Origin of the sequence: Amycolatopsis sp. NPDC058340 (genome assembly GCF_042723975.1) — a bacterium.
Classification (GTDB): Bacteria; Actinomycetota; Actinomycetes; order Mycobacteriales; family Pseudonocardiaceae; genus Amycolatopsis.
The window spans coordinates 11,183-29,474 of sequence record NZ_JBHXIB010000042.1; the positions used below are offsets into that span (position 1 = coordinate 11,183).

Annotated in this window: 12 protein-coding genes and 1 pseudogene; 5 read left to right on the plus strand and 8 right to left on the minus strand. The window is 70.2% G+C overall.

What is annotated here, in order from left to right; all coding sequences use genetic code 11:
- Window positions 1-160: 160 nt before the first annotated feature.
- Window positions 161-1,555: a mycothione reductase gene (locus tag ACFWIW_RS32140; RefSeq protein WP_378371909.1), complete on the minus strand. Its 1,395-nt coding sequence runs from the start codon at window positions 1,553-1,555 to the stop codon at window positions 161-163.
- Between the two features lie 74 nt (window positions 1,556-1,629).
- Entirely contained in the window at window positions 1,630-2,292 is a 663-nt protein-coding gene (locus tag ACFWIW_RS32145) for a M15 family metallopeptidase (RefSeq protein WP_378371949.1), read from the minus strand.
- Between the two features lie 334 nt (window positions 2,293-2,626).
- Between ACFWIW_RS32145 and ACFWIW_RS32150 the strand changes: the two genes are divergently transcribed.
- On the plus strand, window positions 2,627-3,460 hold the full coding sequence (locus ACFWIW_RS32150) for a S1 family peptidase (RefSeq protein ID WP_378371910.1): 834 nt from the start codon (window positions 2,627-2,629) through the stop codon (window positions 3,458-3,460).
- Window positions 3,461-3,493: 33 nt separating this feature from the next.
- Window positions 3,494-3,976, plus strand: a complete 483-nt coding sequence (locus ACFWIW_RS32155; RefSeq protein ID WP_378371911.1) for a GNAT family N-acetyltransferase — start codon at window positions 3,494-3,496, stop codon at window positions 3,974-3,976.
- Here the strand turns inward: ACFWIW_RS32155 and ACFWIW_RS32160 are convergent.
- From ACFWIW_RS32160 to ACFWIW_RS32175, 4 genes are all read right to left on the minus strand, one after another.
- Window positions 3,942-5,129 (minus strand): 8-amino-7-oxononanoate synthase, encoded by a 1,188-nt coding sequence (locus tag ACFWIW_RS32160; RefSeq protein WP_378371912.1) that lies wholly within the window; start codon window positions 5,127-5,129, stop codon window positions 3,942-3,944. The two genes, ACFWIW_RS32155 and ACFWIW_RS32160, sit on opposite strands and share 35 nt — an antisense overlap.
- A 158-nt stretch (window positions 5,130-5,287) precedes the next feature.
- Entirely contained in the window at window positions 5,288-6,787 is a 1,500-nt protein-coding gene (locus ACFWIW_RS32165; RefSeq protein WP_378371913.1) for a DEAD/DEAH box helicase, read from the minus strand.
- A 345-nt stretch (window positions 6,788-7,132) separates the two neighbouring features.
- Window positions 7,133-8,074 carry a serine protein kinase RIO gene (locus ACFWIW_RS32170; RefSeq protein WP_378371914.1) on the minus strand — a complete coding sequence of 314 codons (942 nt, stop codon included), beginning with the start codon at window positions 8,072-8,074 and terminating at the stop codon, window positions 7,133-7,135.
- 417 nt (window positions 8,075-8,491) lie between these two features.
- Window positions 8,492-11,317 carry an ATP-binding protein gene (locus tag ACFWIW_RS32175; protein ID WP_378371950.1) on the minus strand — a complete coding sequence of 942 codons (2,826 nt, stop codon included), beginning with the start codon at window positions 11,315-11,317 and terminating at the stop codon, window positions 8,492-8,494.
- 309 nt (window positions 11,318-11,626) lie between these two features.
- Between ACFWIW_RS32175 and ACFWIW_RS32180 the strand changes: the two genes are divergently transcribed.
- The 3 genes and pseudogenes from ACFWIW_RS32180 (at window position 11,627) to ACFWIW_RS32190 (ending at window position 15,935) form a co-directional block, all read left to right on the plus strand.
- Complete coding sequence (locus ACFWIW_RS32180) at window positions 11,627-12,790, plus strand: S8 family peptidase (protein ID WP_378371915.1); 1,164 nt, start codon at window positions 11,627-11,629, stop codon at window positions 12,788-12,790.
- On the plus strand, window positions 12,790-14,337 hold the full coding sequence (locus ACFWIW_RS32185; protein WP_378371916.1) for a S8 family serine peptidase: 1,548 nt from the start codon (window positions 12,790-12,792) through the stop codon (window positions 14,335-14,337). Before ACFWIW_RS32180 ends, ACFWIW_RS32185 begins: the two co-directional genes overlap by 1 nt.
- Window positions 14,338-14,409: 72 nt before the next feature.
- Window positions 14,410-15,935: pseudogene (locus ACFWIW_RS32190) on the plus strand (phytoene desaturase family protein).
- Between the two features lie 53 nt (window positions 15,936-15,988).
- On the opposite strand, the gene ACFWIW_RS32195 reads toward ACFWIW_RS32190, so the two are convergent.
- Together ACFWIW_RS32195 and yaaA are read right to left on the minus strand one after the other, a co-directional pair.
- On the minus strand, window positions 15,989-17,440 hold the full coding sequence (locus ACFWIW_RS32195; RefSeq protein ID WP_378371917.1) for a trypsin-like serine protease: 1,452 nt from the start codon (window positions 17,438-17,440) through the stop codon (window positions 15,989-15,991).
- A gap of 87 nt (window positions 17,441-17,527) precedes the next feature.
- Entirely contained in the window at window positions 17,528-18,283 is a 756-nt protein-coding gene (gene yaaA, locus ACFWIW_RS32200) for a peroxide stress protein YaaA (protein ID WP_378371918.1), read from the minus strand.
- Window positions 18,284-18,292 lie beyond the last annotated feature (9 nt).

Here is an 18,292-nt window from a genome sequence, read left to right on the forward strand (position 1 = left end):
GCGAAAGCCACTTTCGCAACCTTCAACGTTGCGAAAGTGGCTTTCGCAACGTCACGGAGGCGGAGCCCGGGGCGAGATGTGTCGCGAAAGTGGCTTTCGCGACCTGGTCACCTGAGCGCCGGGAGAGCCGCATTTAGAGGACTAAATGCGGCGGCGGGGATCAGTCCAGCGGAAGGTTCAGCAGCGCGTTCTCGACCAGTTCCGGCATCGCCGGGTGGATCCAGTACTGCCCGCGCGCCATGCTCTTCGCGTCCAGCCCGAAGCTCATCGCCTGGATCAGCGGCTGGATCACCGAAGACGCCTGCGGGCCGATGATGTGCGCGCCCAGCAGCTGCCCGGTGGCCGGGTCGGCGAGCAGCTTCGCGAAGCCGGTGGTGTCCTCCATCGCCCAGCCGTAGGCGATGCCGGCGTAGTCCTGATGCGACGTCACGTACGATACGCCACGCTCGCGCGCCTCGCGTTCGGTCAGCCCCACCGAAGCGACCTGCGGAGAGGTGAACACCGCGTGCGGGACGAACCGGTGGTCGGCTTCGATCCGCTCGTCCGGGTGCAACAGGTTGTGCTGCACGACGCGCTGCTCGTGGTTCGCGACATGCTTCAGCTCGAACGCCGACGAGATGTCGCCGAGCGCGTAGATCCCGTCGACCACGGTCTGCTGGTACTCGTCGACCACGACGTGCCCGCGCTCGCCCGTGGTCACGCCGGTCGCGGCGACGTCCAGGAGATCGGAGTTCGGCGTGCGGCCGGTCGCGACGAGCAGCACGTCGGCCTCGACGGTTTCGGCGCCTTCCGGGCCTTCGAGGTCCAGGGCGACACCAGACGCGGTCTTGCGCGCGCGGACGGTCTTCCGGTCGAGCCGGACGTCGAAGCGCTGCGCGGCCAGCTCGGTGAACCGGGCGCTGACGTCGTCGTCCTCGGAACGCAGCAGCGCGCCGGAGCGGTTGACCACGGTCACGTCCACCCCGAACGAGGCGAAGACGTGCGCGAACTCGGCCGCGATGTACCCGCCGCCGAGGATCACGATGCTCGACGGCAGTTCGTCGAGCCGCATCACCGTGTCGGAGGTGTGGTAGCCGGTCTCGGCGAGGCCGGGGATGTCCGGGATCACCGGACGCCCGCCGGCGGCGAGCACGAACCTGTCGGCGGTGATCGTCTCGGCGGGGCGGCCGTCGGAGTAACTGACCCGCAGCTCCTTGTGGCCGGTGAAGCGGCCTTCGCCCTCGTACACGGTGACGTTCTTGTTGTCCTCGTGCTGGACGCGGTACTCGCGGCCGCCCGCGGCGATCGGGTCGATCCGGCCGAAGATCCGGTCGCGCACGTCGCGCCAGCGGACGCCGGTCAGCTCCTCGTCGACGCCGAACTTCGACGACGAAGCCGGGGTGGCCGCGACGTTGGCGGCGTGCACGAACATCTTCGTCGGGATGCAGCCCACGTTCAGGCAGGTGCCGCCGAACGTGCCCTTCTCCACGATCGCCGTGTTCCAGTCCGCGAAACGCGGGTCGAGGATCGAGTTGCCCGATCCGGTACCGACGATCACCAGGTCGTAGTGGGGCACGCTGTCTTCCTTTGCGGCGGGAGCGGGTGGTTCCGACTCTAGCCAACTTGTCACGGCGGCCGGTTGTTCCCGGTTCAGCGCCCGGTGGAGCTGAAGTGCATCCGGTCCTTCGGCGTCGTCCAGGTGCCGCCCCAGGTCCAGCCGATCGCGGCGAAGGCGGCCACGGCCGGGTCCCCTTCGGTGATCATCCCCGGCCGCCGGTTTCCCCGGTCGAGGTACGCCGACGCGAGCTCGGGCAGCACGAGGTCGCCCTTGGTGTACGGGTTGCAGAAGGGGTTGACGTCGATCGCGAGCCCGTAGGCGTGCGCGGACCAGGTCGTCTGGCCGCGGGCCGGACGGCAGACGAACGCGTTGGTGTTGTTCCCGTCACCCGTCGGGGGAGCGGCGAGTTCGGCGGGAGCGGTCACGCGCATCTCCTCGATCGGGAACTTCGCGGCGAACAACTGCCCGAGTACGGTGACGACGGCGTTCGCCACGGAGGCGTTCACGAGCATTTCCCCGGTGTGCGTGCGGCCGTCGAAACCCCAGAACGACACCGTGAGATAGCGCAGTTCGCCCGCCTTGACCGGACAAGCCGCCTGCCAGGTGCTGCGCGCGAGAACCTCGGCGGGGACGGGATTCACGGTGCCCGCGAACCGGTTCCCGGCGGGCGGGGGCAGCAGGTCGGCGGTCGGCAGGGCACGGTTCGCCAGCACGGGAGGAGTCGGGAGGATCTGCCCGAAACCGTCACGGCGCAAGGGAAGCGGCTTCGCGCCGACCTGCCAGACCGGTGCGGGCGGCGGGGTCGGCGTGGGCGGAGTCGTTGCGGTCGAAGAGGATTCCGGGGGAGCGCTGGTCACGGCCGGGCTCGAACACGAGGAGAGCAGAAGGGCCGTAGCCACCAGGATCGTCGCCGTAGCCCGCACGACGTCCAGGGTGACAGATGCGTTCGGTGAGCACAGTTCCACCCGTTTCAGTGACACCGCATCGGGCTTTCTCCGATTAGGGTATTCGCGATCGCTCGTGTACGCGCTGGAGTCGAATGACTTCCCAGGGTCTGACCGTACGTACGCCCCGGTGAAGGGACAGAACATGCCCAAGAAGTCACGTCGCACGCTGCTGCTCGCGGTCGGAGCGGTTCTCGCGACGGCGGTGATGGTGCCGATCGCGGTCAACAGCGCGTCGGCGGACGACAGCGCGGTGAGCGGCCCGGAGCAGGCCGCCCAGCCGAGGATCGTCGGTGGCGGCAAGGCTTCGGTCTCGCAGTACCCGTACGCGGTCTACCTGGCCGATCGGAGCGGCAACCAGTACTGCGGCGCGGTGATCGTCAGCTCCACGACGGTCGCGACGGCGGCGCACTGCGCGGTCGCGGTCAAACGCGCCGACGTCCGCGTGGTGGCCGGGCGGGACAACAAACGTTCGCGGGACGGCGTCGAGCTGCGTGTCTCGAAGATCTGGGTCAGCCCCGACTACAGCGGCGATCCCGGCAAGGGCGACGACATCGCGGTGATGACGGTCAGCGGTCAGCTGCCGTACCGGCCCGCGAAGGTCGCGGACAGCGGCAACGCCGACCTGTACACCGAAGGCACGAAGGCGACGGTCCTCGGCTGGGGCCGGGTCGCCGACGGCGGCGCGCGATCGGAATACCTGCGCAGCGCGGTCGTCCCGGTGGTCAGCGACAAGACCTGCCGCACCGCGTACTCGGGCTACGACCCGAGCGACATGGTGTGCGCGGGCTACCCCGAAGGTGGAGTCGACGCCTGCCAGGGCGATTCGGGCGGACCGCTCATGGTCGGCGACACGCTGATCGGGATCGTGTCGTTCGGTGAAGGCTGCGCGAAGGCGGGCAAACCCGGCGTGTACACCCGTGTCTCCCACTTCGCGGACGAGATCTCCCAGCAGAAGAACCGGGGCCTGATCGGCTGATCGGTGCCTTCCGCACGCCCGATGTGCTAACAAGTGGGCGTGAGCACCGACACCCCGATCATCGAGACCTCGTCGTTCCCGCTGTCCGTCGCCGGTGACGAGATCACCGCCGCACAGCTGCACGGCATCCTCCGCCTGCGCGTGGACGTGTTCGTCGTCGAGCAGGACTGCGCCTATCACGAGATCGACGGACGCGACCTCCTGCCCGGCACGCGGCACCTCTGGATCGGCGGTTCGGTCGCCGTCGACTCGTACCTGCGGGTGCTGCAGGACGCCGGCGGCACCTTCCGCATCGGCCGGGTGTGCACGGCCGTCCGCTCACGCGGCAAGGGGCTCGCGGGACGGCTGATGGAGACCGCGCTCGCCGGGATCGGGGACGCGCCGTGCGTCCTCGACGCGCAGACGTACGCGACGAAGTTCTACGCCAAATACGGCTTCGTGGCCGAGGGCGAGGAGTTCATGGAAGACGGGATCCCGCACATCACGATGTGGCGCCGGGAGGCGCCGCGGCCGTGATCACCCCGACCGCGCGGTCCACGTCGGCCTCGGTGAGGTCGGCCCGCGCGGTCAGGCGCAGGCGGGAGATGCCGTCGGGCACGGACGGCGGCCGGAAGCAGCCGACCCGCACGCCCTGATCGGCGCAGGCGGCGGCCCACGCGACGGCCGCCTCCGGTGACGGCGCCTGCACCGAGATCACCGCGGCGTCCGGGAGACTGACCCGGAAACCCGCCGATTTCAGTTGCATCGCGAGGTTTCCCGCGGCTTCGGTCACCTTGGTGGCCAGCTCCGGCTCGGCCTTCAGCGCGGTGAGGGCGGCCAGCGCGGCGGCGGCACTGGCGGGCGCGAGGCCGGTGTCGAAGATGAAACTGCGCGCGGTGTCCACGAGATGCTTGATCACGCGACGCGGCCCGAGCACCGCTCCGCCTTGCGCCCCAAAAGATTTCGACAGCGTGATCGTGGTGACGACGTCCGGCGCGCCGGAGAGCCCCGCAGCGTGGACGGCGCCGCGACCGCCCTCGCCGAGGACACCGAAGCCGTGCGCGTCGTCGACGAGCAGCGACGCGCCGTGCTCCCGGCAGACACCGGCGAGTTGCTCCAGCGGGGCGATGTCGCCGTCGACGGAGAACACGGAATCGGTGACGACGAGCGCACGCGGTTTGCGGCGGGTCGCCAGCGCGTGCTTGACGGCGTTCGGGTCGCTGTGCGCGACGGCGGCGATGTCCGACCGGGACAGGCGGCAGCCCTCGATCAGCGAGGCGTGGATGTACTTGTCCGTGACGATCGCGGAATCCGCGCCGGACAGGGCCGTGACGGCGCCGAGGTTCGCGGTGAAACCGGACGAGAAGACCAGCGCGGCCTGCGTTCCGCAGAAACGGGCGAGTTCGTGCTCGAGTTCGGCGTGGACCTCGGTGGTGCCGGTGACGAGACGGGAGCCTGTCGCCCCCGCGCCCCAGCGCAACGCGGCCGCGGCGGCCGCACCGGCGACGCGTTTGTCCCTGGCGAGGCCGAGGTAGTCGTTTCCGGCGAGATCCAGCTCCGGTTCCTGCGCCTGCCGGATGCGCAGCTTGCGCACCAGCCCGGCCTCGGCCCGCTTCTCCGCTTCCACGTCGAGCCAGTCGAAGACCTGGTCGGGCGGGAGGTTCTGGGAGGCGGGGCCGGGAGAAGTCACGTCCCGCAGTCTCCCATCCGCCGGTCGCAAACCCGTCAGACGGGTGCCGGAACGCGGAACTCGCGTGAATGAAGACGGGACTCGCGTGCTTGGGGACGTAACTCGAGAGTTACGCCTTCAAGCACGCGAGTCCCGTTCAGGAACACGCGAGTTACGACTCAGCTGTCGTAGCTGCGACGCGGGCGTCCGCCCGGACGCTGCGGACGGCCGTTGCCGCCACCGGACTCGCCACGACGCGGGCGGCCGCGGAAGCCGCCGGGACGGCCGCCCTCGCGGTGACCGTGACCCTCGCGCGAACCCTGGTAACCGCCGCGGTCGCCACCGTAGCCACGGCCACCGCCGCGACGCGGGGACTCACGACGGCGCTCGACGACCGGCTCGCCGCTGGGCTGCTGCGCACCGGTGATGCGAGCGAGCTCGGCGTCGCCGGGGCGGACCGTGGTCTGCTCGGCGCGGACGCCGGCGCGGTCGGTCATCCGGCGCACCATGCGGCGCTGGTCGTGGGTGACCAGCGTGACCACGACACCGGACGCCCCGGCGCGCGCGGTGCGGCCGGCGCGGTGCAGGTAGTCCTTGTGGTCGGCGGCCGGGTCGACGTGCAGCACCAGCGAGATGTCGTCGACGTGGATACCGCGCGCGGCGACGTCCGTGGCGACGAGGACGGGCGCGTAGCCCTCCTTGAAGTCCGCGAGGACGCGGTTGCGCTGGCCCTGGGTCTTGCCGCCGTGCAGGGCGGCCGCGTGGACGCCCTTCTCGCGCAGGCGCTCGGTCAGGCGGTCCACGTGGTGCTTGGTGCGGACGAACATGATCGTGCGGCCCTCACGGGCGCCGATCTCGGTGATGATGTCCTGCTTGTCCTGGTGCGACACCTGGAACACGTGGTGGTCCATGGTGGTGACGCTCGCGGTCGACGGGGCGACCGAATGCGTGACCGGGTCGGTCAGGTACGCGCGGACCAGCCTGTCGACGTCGCCGTCGAGGGTGGCCGAGAACAGCAGGCGCTGGCCGCGGGCCGGGGTCAGGTCGAGGATCTCGCGGACCTGCGGCATGAAGCCCATGTCGGCCATCTGGTCGGCCTCGTCGAGCGCGACGAAGTTGACGTCGGACAGCGACGCGGTGCCCTGGCGGACGTGGTCCGACAGACGGCCGGGGGTGGCGATCAGCAGGTCGACGCCGCGGGAAAGCGCGTCGGCCTGGCGGGTGAAGGCCATCCCGCCGACGGCGGTGCGGCACCACAGGCCGAGGGATTTGGCCAGCGGGGTCAGCGAGTCGGCGACCTGCATGGCCAGCTCGCGGGTCGGGACCAGGATCAGCGCCCGGGGGTGCTTCGGCCGGGCACGGCCGCCGTTGAGCCGGGTCAGCATCGCGAGGCCGAAGGCCAGGGTCTTGCCGGAACCGGTCTGGGCGCGGCCGAGCACGTCGCGGCCGGCGAGCGCGTCGGGGATGGTCGCCGACTGGATCGGGAACGGGGTGGTGATACCGGCGTCGGCCAGAGCGCGCAGCAGCGGCTCGGGGAGGCCGAGTTCCGCCCAGGTCTTCGCCTTGACCGTCTCGACGGCGTCTTCGCGCAGCATCGCGTCACCCGCGGGGCGGGTGCGCGGCTTGCGGTGCTGACGCGCCGACGGTGAGACGTGGCCGGAGTTGAACGTGACTGTCACAAATGCCTCTCGGACGTGGCACGTCGCAAGGAGGCCCGGGCTGCCCGCACGCAGGCAGGGCAAGATGGTGTGCACAGATGGGCGTTCACAGGGACGAACCCGGCACACCGCGTCTGCGTGACACCGCGCGCCAATGGATTGATACGGATACCGCGAGCCATTCGGTTGGCTTTGGAGGCGACGGACACCAACTCATCCACGCCGCCGGTTGCGGTCTGTGACTACTGTACCGGACCGTTATCCGGCCTCCCAACTGGAGGGACCGATTGTGGGCAGGGTCTCCACCGCGGGGTCTTTCCCGGCGTGATCGGGCCGGGAAAGACCCCTTCGAGACACTGTGGACGGTCAGCGAAGGCCTGCGATCTCCCGCAGCTCCTCGATCAGCTCCGGCACCGCCGTGAGCCGCTCCGGCAGGCCCCGCGAGTGGAACCACGTCGCGATGTTCCGCACGTCACGCGCGAGGAACTCCAGCCCGCCCGGATTGGCCACGATGTCGACCACCTGGGGGAGGTCGATCACCATGATCCGTTCGCGGTGCACGAGCAGGTTGTACGCCGAGAGGTCACCGTGCGCGAGCCCCTGCGACGCCAGCAACTCCAGCATCGCCGAGGTCTGGAACCACAGTTCCCGCAACTGGTCGGGCTCCGGCCGGACCTGTGCCAGCCGCGGGGCGGCCGTCTCGCCCTCGCCGAGGAATTCCAGCAGCAGTTCGGTGCCGTCGCGCTGCACCGGGTACGGCACGGGCGCACCGACCGACCAGAGCCTGCTCAGCGCGCCGAACTCGGCCACGGCCCACTGTTCGGCGATGAGGTTGCGGCCGAAGCTGCTGCGCGACTCCATCGCCCGCATCTCCCGCGAACGGCGCATCCGCCTGCCTTCGAGGTAGCCGGCGTCGCGATGGAACAGCCGGTGTTCGCCGCTGCGGTAGCGCTTCGCGGCGAGCACGGTGCCGTCGGTGCCGGGCAGGTTGCGCCGGACGAGGTGGACGTCCGCCTCCTTGCCGGTTTTGAGGATGCCGAGTTCGGTGTCGACCGCCGCCAGCTCGGTGATCACCCAGTCCGGGCGTGGCAACGGTCCTTGCTCCGCTTCTCCCCAGGTGCTCCAGCGGTCGGCGCCGTCGGGGATGGCGGTCTCGGTGTAGGCGTCCTCCCGCAACCGGGCGAGGCGGACGCGTTCGGCTTCGGTGAGCCGTCCGCCCCGGGTGGGTTCGGGTTCGTCGTCGAAACGGGCACGACGGGTGCGGCGAGGACGTTGTTCGTAAGACTCTTCGAGATCGTGCTTGCGCACTGGTGGGTTCTCCTAGATCAGGGATGCCCCACCGGGCGAGCGTCGTGGCTCCGCGCTCAGCCGCGAGGGGCGAGTGGATGGGGGCGGCCAAGGCCCCGGACAGTCATCAGCACGAGGCACCTCCCTGTCGCATCCACCGGCTCCCTGCCGGATCGCGGACGATCATCCCGGACCCCCCGCGGCGTGCGCAACCGATTTAATTCCGGGGCCCGTGAAGCCATGTCCGCCGCGTGTGACCAGCCGGACGACACTTGTGTCCAGATGGACGGCACACGTGATTGGAGGGACGGCACACGGACGCGCCCGCCGGATCACGCGTGTCGTCCATCCAGTCACGCGTGTCGTCCGTCGGATCACCCGTGCCGTCCGCCGGATCATCCGTGCCGTCCGATCGGTCATGCGATCCAGCGAGCCGGGCTAGGCCGACCGCAGCCCCGCCAGCTCGCTCCGCGACCGCACCTTCAGCTTCCGCAGCACGCTGGCGACGTGCTGTTCCACCGTGCGCCGGGACAGGAAAAGCACCTCGGCGATCTCCCGGTTGGTGTGCCCGGCGGCCAGCAGGCGGGCGACGTCGCGCTCGCGCGGGGAAAGCTCGTCGCCGTAACCCCGGCGCCCGCGCCGCGAGGGGGCGACGGCGCCGGTGGACCGGAAGGCGTGTCGGCAGCGCGCGGCGTCACGCGTGGCACCGAGGTGGTCGAAGGTCTCCGCGAGCGCCGCGAACGTCTCGGCGACGTCTTCGTTGCGGGCGAGACGGCAGCGCGCGGCCCGTTCGGCGATCAGCGCCGCGTGATAGGGCGCGGGCAGGGCCTCGAACCGGGTCCGCGACTGGTCGAAGGCCTCGATCGCCTCCGCGTGGTCACCCCGGGATGCCGCGATGAGACCGCGGTTCGCGGCGAGCGCGGCCCGGGTCGACGGTGCGTCGAGGTCGCCGATCTCGCGTTCGAACTCGTCGGTCAGCGCCTGCGCCTCCGCGTCCCGGCCCGTGGCGCAGTACGCGTCGACGGCGGCCATGAGCAGGTCGGCACCCCAGGCCCAGACACCCTTGGCGCGCAAGAGTTCCAGTCCCTGCTCGGCCTGCGTCACGGCGGCATCGCCGAGGTCCTGTGCGAGCAGCATGCCCGCCATCCCGGCGTGCGCGGCGATCGCGACCGGGGTGAACGCGTTCTCGGGCTGATCCGCCGCGGTACCGGCGAACCGGGCCGCGGCCTCGTCCCATTCGCCGCGGGCGGCGGCGAGCAGGCCCAGCACCAGGCACAGCTCACTGGTCACCGGCAGGAGGTCGCGGTACTCGTCGATCAGCGCGCAGGCCCGTTCGGCGAGACCGCCCCAGTTGCCGGTGAGCCAGTCGGTGTGGACGGCGGTCGCGCGGGCGGTGCTGACGACGTACGGCGCCCCGCAGTCGGCGGCCAGCTGCATCCCGCTGTGCAGCAGGCTCCTGGCCCGCCGATGGTGACCGGTCCAGGCACAGGCGTCGGCGCTGTTGCAGTGCAGCCGCGCCAGATGCCGTTGTTCGTCGGCGGAACCGACGGTGGTGGGCGCCCGGTCCAGCATGTCCCAGCCGCGCGCGTCCCCGATGTGCAGCCGCGACGCCGTGTTGTTGGCCAGCAGGATGATCTTCAGCCGCCGGTCGGTGGCGCTCTCGATGAGCTCGTCCACCCGGTCCATCCAGCGCCGGTGCTCCCGCAGCGGGGTCGCGCCGACCCAGGGCTGGGCGAGGACGCCCATCCCTCGGCCCGCCAGGTCGGGCCGGTCGGAGAGGTCGTTGACGGCGATCTCGATCTCGGTCCGCGCCGCCTCGAGCCCGCCTGCCTGGCGCACCAGCAGGAGCCCGAGCCCCAGCCGGACCTCGCCGCTCAGCCGCCCGGACAGCCTGCCGTCGGTGAGCAGCCGCTCCAGCGCCGGGACGACTTCGGTCTGCGCGAGCCCGTTGCACGCCACCGAGCTGAACTTCACCGCCAGTCTGTCCACATCGGACGGTTGAAGGCCCGGTTCGTCGAGCAGGGTGCGGAGCAGATCCGTCGCGGTGGCGAGATCGCCGACCGTCGACGCCTGATCCGCGGCCGCTTCACCGTATTTCAGGGCACCGGCCCGGTCGCCCGCCTTCCGGCAGTGTTCGGCCAGCCGCACCAGTGACTGCGGGAGGCGGTCGCGCAGCAGCCGCGCGGCCCGCCGGTGCAGTTCCTGGCGATCGGGACCCGGGATGGTGCGGTACGCGGCTTGCCGGGCGAACGCGTGCCGGAAGCCGTACCTGCCTTCGCCGGACTCCACGAGGACGTTGCGTTCGAGCGCGAGGACGAGCGCACGGCGGGCGCGTTCGGGGGTGAGCGCGGCCACGGCGGCCAGCAGGTCCGAAGTGGACGGTGTGCCGAGGACGGCGGCGGCGTCGGTGATCCGCCGGGCGACGGGCGGCAATGCCATGAGCCGTTCGACCGTCGCTTCCCGCAGCAGCGCCGGGACTTCGACCGTGTCGAGCAGACGCCGCGCGGTCGCGCCGTCGGCGTGCACCGCGCCTTCGACACCCCCGATCGCGTGCACGATCTCCTCGACCACGAACGGGATCCCGGCGGTCCGTTCGTGCAGCCGCGCGGCGAACTCGGCGGAGACGTTCGCTTCGCCGAGCAGGGCCGAAACCTGTGCCTGGACGCCGTCGCGGTCCAACGGCCGAAGCGTGACGAGCGTGTGCGCGGTGCCCGGCGTTGGCCGGAAGGCACTGCCGAGCGGGATTCCGCCCGGGGTCTCTTCGCGCCGGTACGTGACCAGGAGCGTCAGGCCCGTGGGCGGTTCGGTCATCAGGAACCGCAGCAGACGGCGGGAACCGTCGTCCGCCCAGTGGAGGTCTTCGATGAGCAGGACGTGCGGGCCCAGCGAGCCGAGCAGTTCCCGGACGGCGCGGAAGAGCTGGTGGCGTCCGGCCCTCGGATCGCCGGGCCGCGGCGGCGGCTGAGGCAGGAATGCCGCGAGTTCGGGCAAGTAGGGCGCGAGGACACCGGTCACCGGGCTGAGCTCGCGCGCCGGGCGGACGTCCTTCAACGCGTCGAAGACCACGCCGTACGGGAAGGGCTCGCGCAGCGGCTGGCAGGTCGCGGTGAGGACCGGTCGTCCGGCCAATTCGGCGCAGGCCAGCAGTTCGGTGGCGAGCCGGGTCTTGCCCACGCCCGCTTCACCTTCGAGCATGAGCACCGACGGCGAGCGCAGCGCGCCGTCGAGGAGCTCGCGTAGTTCCGCCTCGCGGCCGACGAGCACGGGCGAACTCGTCCTGCGTCGGCAGCCACCGATCACCATGCCGGGTCACCCCCGCTTCACGAACCACACCGTTCGAGTGAACGCAGCTTAAGCGCGGGTTCGGTGATCACGGAACCCGCTCGGACGGTCACCCGACTTTCGTAGGGACGGTGGATTCCGCCATTAGATACGTAGTCCTACGGACCGTTGCCTCGCTTGTTCGCGCAGGTCCCGCCACCCGAAAGTGATTCCAGCGTGACTGCAGGTCACGGCGCCGGTCTGGACCCCTGCCGGCGCGAACCACCTGTTCGAGTGAACGGAGCTCAGGAAATGCGTGGAGAACTTCGACGTCACCGGATCGCGGGTGCGGTGCTGGCCGGGGCCTGTGCGGCGGCCACGGTGGCCTTCGCCGGACCGGCCACGGCCGCCGAGGGACAGATCCGCGGTGCCGGTGTGCCGGGAGCCGTCACGGACGGGTACATCGTCTCGCTCAAGAGCGGCGACGCGGGCCTCGCGGCCAAATACGGCGGCCAGGTGAAAGCGACCTACACCGCCGCGCTGAACGGTTTCTCGGCGAAGATGACCGAGGCGCAGGCCAAACGCCTCGCCGCCGACCCGAACGTCGACTTCGTCCAGCAGGACGCGGTCGCGCATCTGCTCGGCACCCAGACCAACCCGACCTGGGGCCTGGACCGGATCGACCAGAAGAACCTGCCGCTGGACAAGAAGTACACCTACCCGAACACCGGTTCCGGTGCGACGGTCTACGTCCTCGACACCGGTGTCGACTACCGCCAGTCCGAATTCGGCGGCCGCGCCACCAGCGGGTACGACTTCATCGACAACGACAGCGACGCCCGCGACTGCCAGGGGCACGGCACCCACGTCGCCGGCACGGTCGGCAGTGCCACCTACGGTGTGGCCAAGGGCGCCAAGATCGTCTCGGTCCGCGTGCTGAACTGCCAGGGCAGCGGCCAGTACTCGCAGATCATCTCCGGGATCGACTGGGTCGTGAAGAACGCCAAGGGCCCGTCGGTGCTCACCATGAGCCTCGGTGGTCCTGCCGACTCCGGGGTGGATTCCGCCGTGCGCCGCGCGGTTTCGGCGGGTATCACGAACACCGTGGCCTCCGGGAATTCCAACACGGACGCCTGCTCCACCAGCCCGGCCCGCGTGCGTGAGGCCATCACCGTCAACGCCACCCAGAGCGACGACCGCCGGTCCTCGTTCTCGAACTACGGCAGCTGCACCGACATCTTCGCGCCGGGCACCGGCATCACCTCCCTGCGCAACGGTGGCGGCACGCAGCAGATGAGCGGTACCTCGATGGCGACGCCGCATGTCGCCGGCGCGGCCGCGATCTACCTGACCTCGAACCCGTCGGCCACCCCGGCCGCCGTCGCCTCCGGTCTCGCGAACGCCGCCACCAGCGGCGTCGTCAAGAGCCCGGGCGCCGGTTCGACCAACAAGCTGCTGAACGTGGCGGGTCTCTGATGCGGCGCGGCGTGCGGGCCGGCGTGGTGGCCGTCGCGGCCACCGCGCTGGCCGCGCTCGCCGCGGGCAACGCCCTCGCCGCGGAGGCGGAAGGCGTTGTCGTGCAGGCGAAGCAGCATTACGGCGATCAGTACATCGTCGTGCTCCACGATGTCGGCACCATGGCGGTCGAGCAGTCTTCGGCCGCGCTGACCGGCCGCTACGGCGGCGAAGTCCGGTCGGCGTACAAGAACGTGCTCCGCGGGTTCTCCGTCAAGGGCATGTCCGAGCGGCAGGCCCGGCGGCTCGCGGCCGACCCCTCGGTCAAGGCGGTCTACCAGGACGGCACCGCGCGCGCCGTCGGCACGCAGACCAACCCCACCTGGGGTCTCGACCGGATCGACCAGAAGAACCTGCCGCGCGACAAGAGCTACACCTACGGCAACACGGGCGAGGGCGTCACCGTGTACGACCTCGACACCGGGATCAACCCGGACAACCCGGAGTACGAGGGGCGCGCGTCGGTCGGGAAGGACTTCTTCGGCGGCAACGGGAAGGACTGCAACGGGCACGGAAGTCACACCGCGGGCACCATCGGCAGCAAGACCTACGGCGTGGCGAAGAAGGTCAAACTCGTCGGGCTGAAGGTGCTGGGCAACGACTGTTCGGGCAACGGGCCGGACTCCGGCATCATCGACGCGGCCGAATGGATCACCGCGAACGGCACCAAACCGGCGGTGGCGAACCTGAGCCTCCGGATGGATCAGGCCGGGGTCGGCGACGACGTCATCAAGAAGTCCATCGCGGCGGGCTTCGTCTACGTGGTGGCGGCGGGCAACGAGAACCAGAACGCCTGCAACGTCAGCCCCGCCCGTGTTCCCGAGGCGATCACGGTCGGCGCCTCGGACGAGAACGACAACAAGTCCTCGTTCTCCAACCACAGTTCGTGCGTGGACATCTTCGCCCCTGGCAGCAACATCACGTCGCTGTCCACGTCCAACGGTGGTTCGGCGAACATGAGCGGGACGTCGATGGCCACGCCGCACGTGGTGGGCGCGGCGGCGATGTACCTGGCGGCGAACGCCGGGGCCACCCCGCAGCAGACGCGGGACGCGCTGGTGAACAACGCCTCCGACGGCGTGCTCAAGGGACTGCCGTCCGGCACGGTCAACAAACTGCTGAACGTGTCGTTCATCGGCGGCGGTGGCCCCACCCCGACGTGCGGGGTGAAATCGAATACGACACCGGTGTCCATTCCGGACGCGGGTGACGCGGTGACCAGTTCGGTGACGCAGGACGGCTGCGACGGCAAGGCGTCGGCGACGCTGCCGGTCAAGGTCGACATCGCGCACACCTACACCGGTGACCTGGCGATAGACCTGATCGGGCCGAGCGGTGCGGTGTTCGGCCTCAAGCAGGCGGGAGGGATCGGCGAGGCGGGCGGCGTGCACACGTCGTACACGGTGAACGCCTCGTCCGAACCGGCGAACGGGACCTGGAAACTGCGGGTCCGTGACGTCCACCGGTTCGACAGCGGGACGATCGAAGGCTTCTCCATCACCTTCTGAGTCCTTGCGAACGGCGGTGCGCCGTGGTCACGATGACCGCGGCGCACTGTCGTTTTCGCTGGGAGGTCTTGCGTGGAGTCCTACGATGCCGTGATCGTCGGTGGCGGGCACAACGGCTTGGTGGCGGCCGCCTACCTGGCCAGGGCGGGCCGCTCGGTGCTGGTGCTGGAACGGCGCGACGAGGTCGGCGGGGCGGCGGTCTCCTTCCGGGCGTTCCCCGGCGTCGACGTCCGGCTGTCGCGGTACTCGTACCTGGTGAGCCTGCTGCCGCGCAAGATCATCGCGGAGCTGGGGCTCGGCCTCGATCTCCGGCGGCGGCGGATGTCGTCGTACACCCCCGTCGGCGACGGTGGTCTTCTTGTCGACACGGGCGACGAGGGCCGTACCGCGTCGTCGTTCGCCGCGCTCACCGGGTCCACAAAGGACTTCGAGGCGTGGCAACGGTTCTACGCGATGACGTCCCAGGTCGCGAAACGGACCTTCCCCACCCTGACCGAGCCTCTGGTCTCCAGGGAGGAGCTGCGTTCGGGTATCGAGCCGGAGGCATGGGACGCGCTGTTCGAGCGGCCGGTCTCGGAAACGCTCACCGCGATGTTCGGCGACGACACCGTTCGCGGCGTGGTCCTCACCGACGCGCTGATCGGCACTTTCGCCGGAGCCGGTGATTTCCGGCAGAACCTGTGCCTGCTCTACCACGTGATCGGCAACGAGACCGGCGACTGGGACGTGCCGGTCGGCGGGATGGGCGCGGTGACCGGGGCACTCGCGACGGCCGCGTCTTCCGCCGGGGCTCGGCTGGTGACCGGTGCCGAGGTGCTGTCCGTCGACCCGGGCGGCTCGGTGCGCTACCGGCTCGGCGACGACGAATTCGCCGTGCGCGGCGGGCACGTGCTGTCGAACGTCGCGCCGCGGACGCTCGCGCGGTTGCTGGGGGAGGAGCCGCCGGAGACGCCGGAAGGCGCGCAGCTCAAGGTGAACATGGTGCTCTCACGGCTGCCGCGGCTGCGCGATTCGAGTGTCGATCCGCGTGAGGCGTTCGGCGGGACGCGTTCCACGTCAACGAGGGTTACGAGCAGCTGGCGACGGCCTATGCCGAGGCGGCCGCGGGCCGGATCCCGTCGGTGCCGCCGTGCGAGATCTACTGTCACTCGCTGACCGACCCGTCGATCCTCGGCCCGGCCGAGCGGGCGGCCGGGGTGCAGACGCTGACGTTGTTCGGGCTGCACATGCCGGCCCTGCTGTTCGAGGGGCGCAACGACGCCGCGCGGGACGAGGCTTTGCGAGCGACATTGTCCTCTTTGGACAGTGTGCTGGCGGAGCCGATCGAGGACTGCGTGCTGCGCGCGCCGGACGGCCGGTTGTGTGTCGAGGCGAAGACGCCGCTGGACCTCGAAGCCGAGCTTGGGCTGCCCGCGGGACACATCTTCCATCGAGATCTTTCGTGGCCTTATGCCGCGGACGACGACCAGGTGGGCCTTTGGGGCGTCGAGACCGCGCACGAGCGGGTGTTGCTCTGCGGCGCCGGGGCCGTGCGAGGCGGCGGTGTCTCGGGTATCCCCGGGCACAACGCCGCGATGGCGGTGCTGGCGAGCGCGTGAAGGCCCCCTTCCCTCGGCTCAGCCGAGGGAAGGGGGCCTTCACGCGCAGTCGCTTACTGGACTGTGAGGGTGTAGGTGGCGGTGGCGGTCTTGCCCGCCGAGTCCGTCGCGGTGACGGTCACCGGGTACGTGCCCCGTTGGAAGGGCGCGACCACCTGCATGGTCGAACTGCCGCCGCTCGAGATCGTCCGCGGGTTGAAGAACGGGGCGAACGGCAGCCCCTGCCCGGACGCCGACAACGTGATCGTGCCCGTGCCGCCGGTGGCGGAAACCGTGACGTTGCTGAAGAAGCCGGGTTGCGAAGTCCCGCTGGTGGGGCTCAGGCCCACCTTGAGGTCACCGGGCTGCGGCCCGCCTTCGCCGACGGTCAGTGTCAGGTTCGTGGTCGCGGTGTCGGCGGTGCCCTTGCCCGAGATCGTGACCGTGTAGTCCTTTTCGGCCGTCCCGGCGGGAACCTCGATGGTCACCTTCGCCGACTCACCCGAGTTGATGGACGTGGGCTGGAACGTGGCCGTCGCGCCCTCAGGAAGCCCCGAAGCACTGAGGTCGACCTTCTCCGCCCCGTTCTTGCCCGGCTTGCTGGTCACCGTGGCCGAGACGTACTTGCCCGGCTCGACCTTGAGCGCGGACGGCGTCACGCCCAAGGAGAACTTCTCCGGGTTCTGCGGCTCGCCGATCTGCTGCTTGACCCAGTCGCCCATGTCGTTGTTCAGCCGGCCGTAAACGCTGTACCACTTGAAGTCGCTGCGGCTCCACGACGCGACGCCGACGACCGTCCCGTCCACGATGAGCGGCCCGCCGCTGTCGCCGGGCAGGATGGTGACGTGGCCGTCGCTGTAGCCGCTGCAGATCATCGTGGCTTCTTTGAAGCCGGCGCCGACACCGCTGCAGTTGCTGCCCGGCACGATCGGCAGGGTGAACTTGTGCAGTTCGACGTTGCGGGTGTCGTCGTTGTGGTCCTTCTTGCCGTAGCCGAGCCCGAGGCCGGACTTGCCGGGCTTGTGCAGCTCCGTGTCGGCCGACGTCGCGACCTTCGCGTACTGCCCGCCGGGCACCGGGATGTCGGCGTCCGTGGTGACCACCGCGACGTCGTAGCCCTGGTCGAAGTTGACGTACTTCGGGTGCTTTTCGTAGCTGACGACGCCGATCCGCGTTCCGCCACCGGCGTTCAGGTCGTCCAGCCCGTAGAGGAAGGACTTCTCGCCCGCCGCGTCCTTGCAGTGCGCGGCGATCAGGATCTTGCGCGGCGCGATGACCGATCCGGTGCAGGTCTGACCTTGCGGGCGGGTGCCGCCTTCGCGGAGGCCCGCGATGATGAACGGATAGTCACGGACCGAGGCCGGGGTGCCGCCGATGGAGTTCGTGTGCGGTCCACTGGGGACGACCGCTTGGTCCGTCGGGGTGACCGCGGGCAGGTCCGCGACGGCCGCGGGCGCGGGCAAGAGGACCGAGAGGCAGCCGAAGGTGGCGGCCGCGATCCCCAGTAGCCGTTGTCTTTTGTTCACGGTGGTTCCTTTCCAGGTGGCTGGAAATCACTTTCCGCATCCGCGCCTGGTGGAACAACCGAGGAAGAAGCCCGTATGGGTACGGAACTAATGCGCCCCGTCCCCGGTGAGTAGCTCGATACCGTGGTCACCGGTGCGTTCGACGTCGAGGCCCGCTTTCGACAGCACCCGCATCAATTGCTCCACAGTGGACGGTTCACTGCGGGACTTCACCAGCTCCGCGGCCAGCCGTCCCTTGTACGCCTTGTTGAAGTGACTCACCGTGGTGCGGTTGCCCTTCGCGTCCTCGGTCACGACGCGGACGGTCACCGCGTCCGGGCGGAGCTTCGCCAGCGCCGAGTAGGTACCGGAACGCAGGTCGACCACGAGGCCGTCTATGCCCTGGAGCACCGGTTCGAGGACCGGCTTCCACACGCTGCGGACGGTCCCGAGCGACGGCAGCGCGTTGCCGCCGGAAAGCCGGTACGCGGGGATCGGGTCGGTCGCCGCGACCACCCCGAACAGTGCCGAAGCCACGGCAAGGCGCTTCTCGGCCTTCGCCAGCGTCGCCTTGGTGAAGGACTTCACGTCGAGCGCGTCGTAGAGGACCCCCGTGTAGCGGCGCAGCGCGGGCATCGTGGGCGACGTCCACAGCTCGGCGTTGCGGGCGACCTCGTCGGCCTGCCGCGGCGTGATGCCGAGCGCGGCGACACTGGCCGGAACGTCACCCGCCAGTTCGGTCAGCGCGTCGGCCAGCTTCGCACGGGCCGGGTTCAGTTCCGGGAACGACAGCGCGCCGAGGTCCAGTGGCGCGCCGGTGCCGCCGGCGGCCTTGGTTTCGGAAGGGGGGAGCAGCACGAGCACCACGGAAGC

Excerpts from the sequence above, each read along its gene's own strand:
- ACFWIW_RS32185 (WP_378371916.1), top strand. The coding sequence starts at position 12,790 with ATGCGGCGCGGCGTGCGGGCCGGCGTGGTGGCCGTCGCGGCCACCGCG.
- ACFWIW_RS32150 (WP_378371910.1), top strand. The coding sequence starts at position 2,627 with ATGCCCAAGAAGTCACGTCGCACGCTGCTGCTCGCGGTCGGAGCGGTT.
- ACFWIW_RS32180 (WP_378371915.1), top strand. The coding sequence starts at position 11,627 with ATGCGTGGAGAACTTCGACGTCACCGGATCGCGGGTGCGGTGCTGGCC.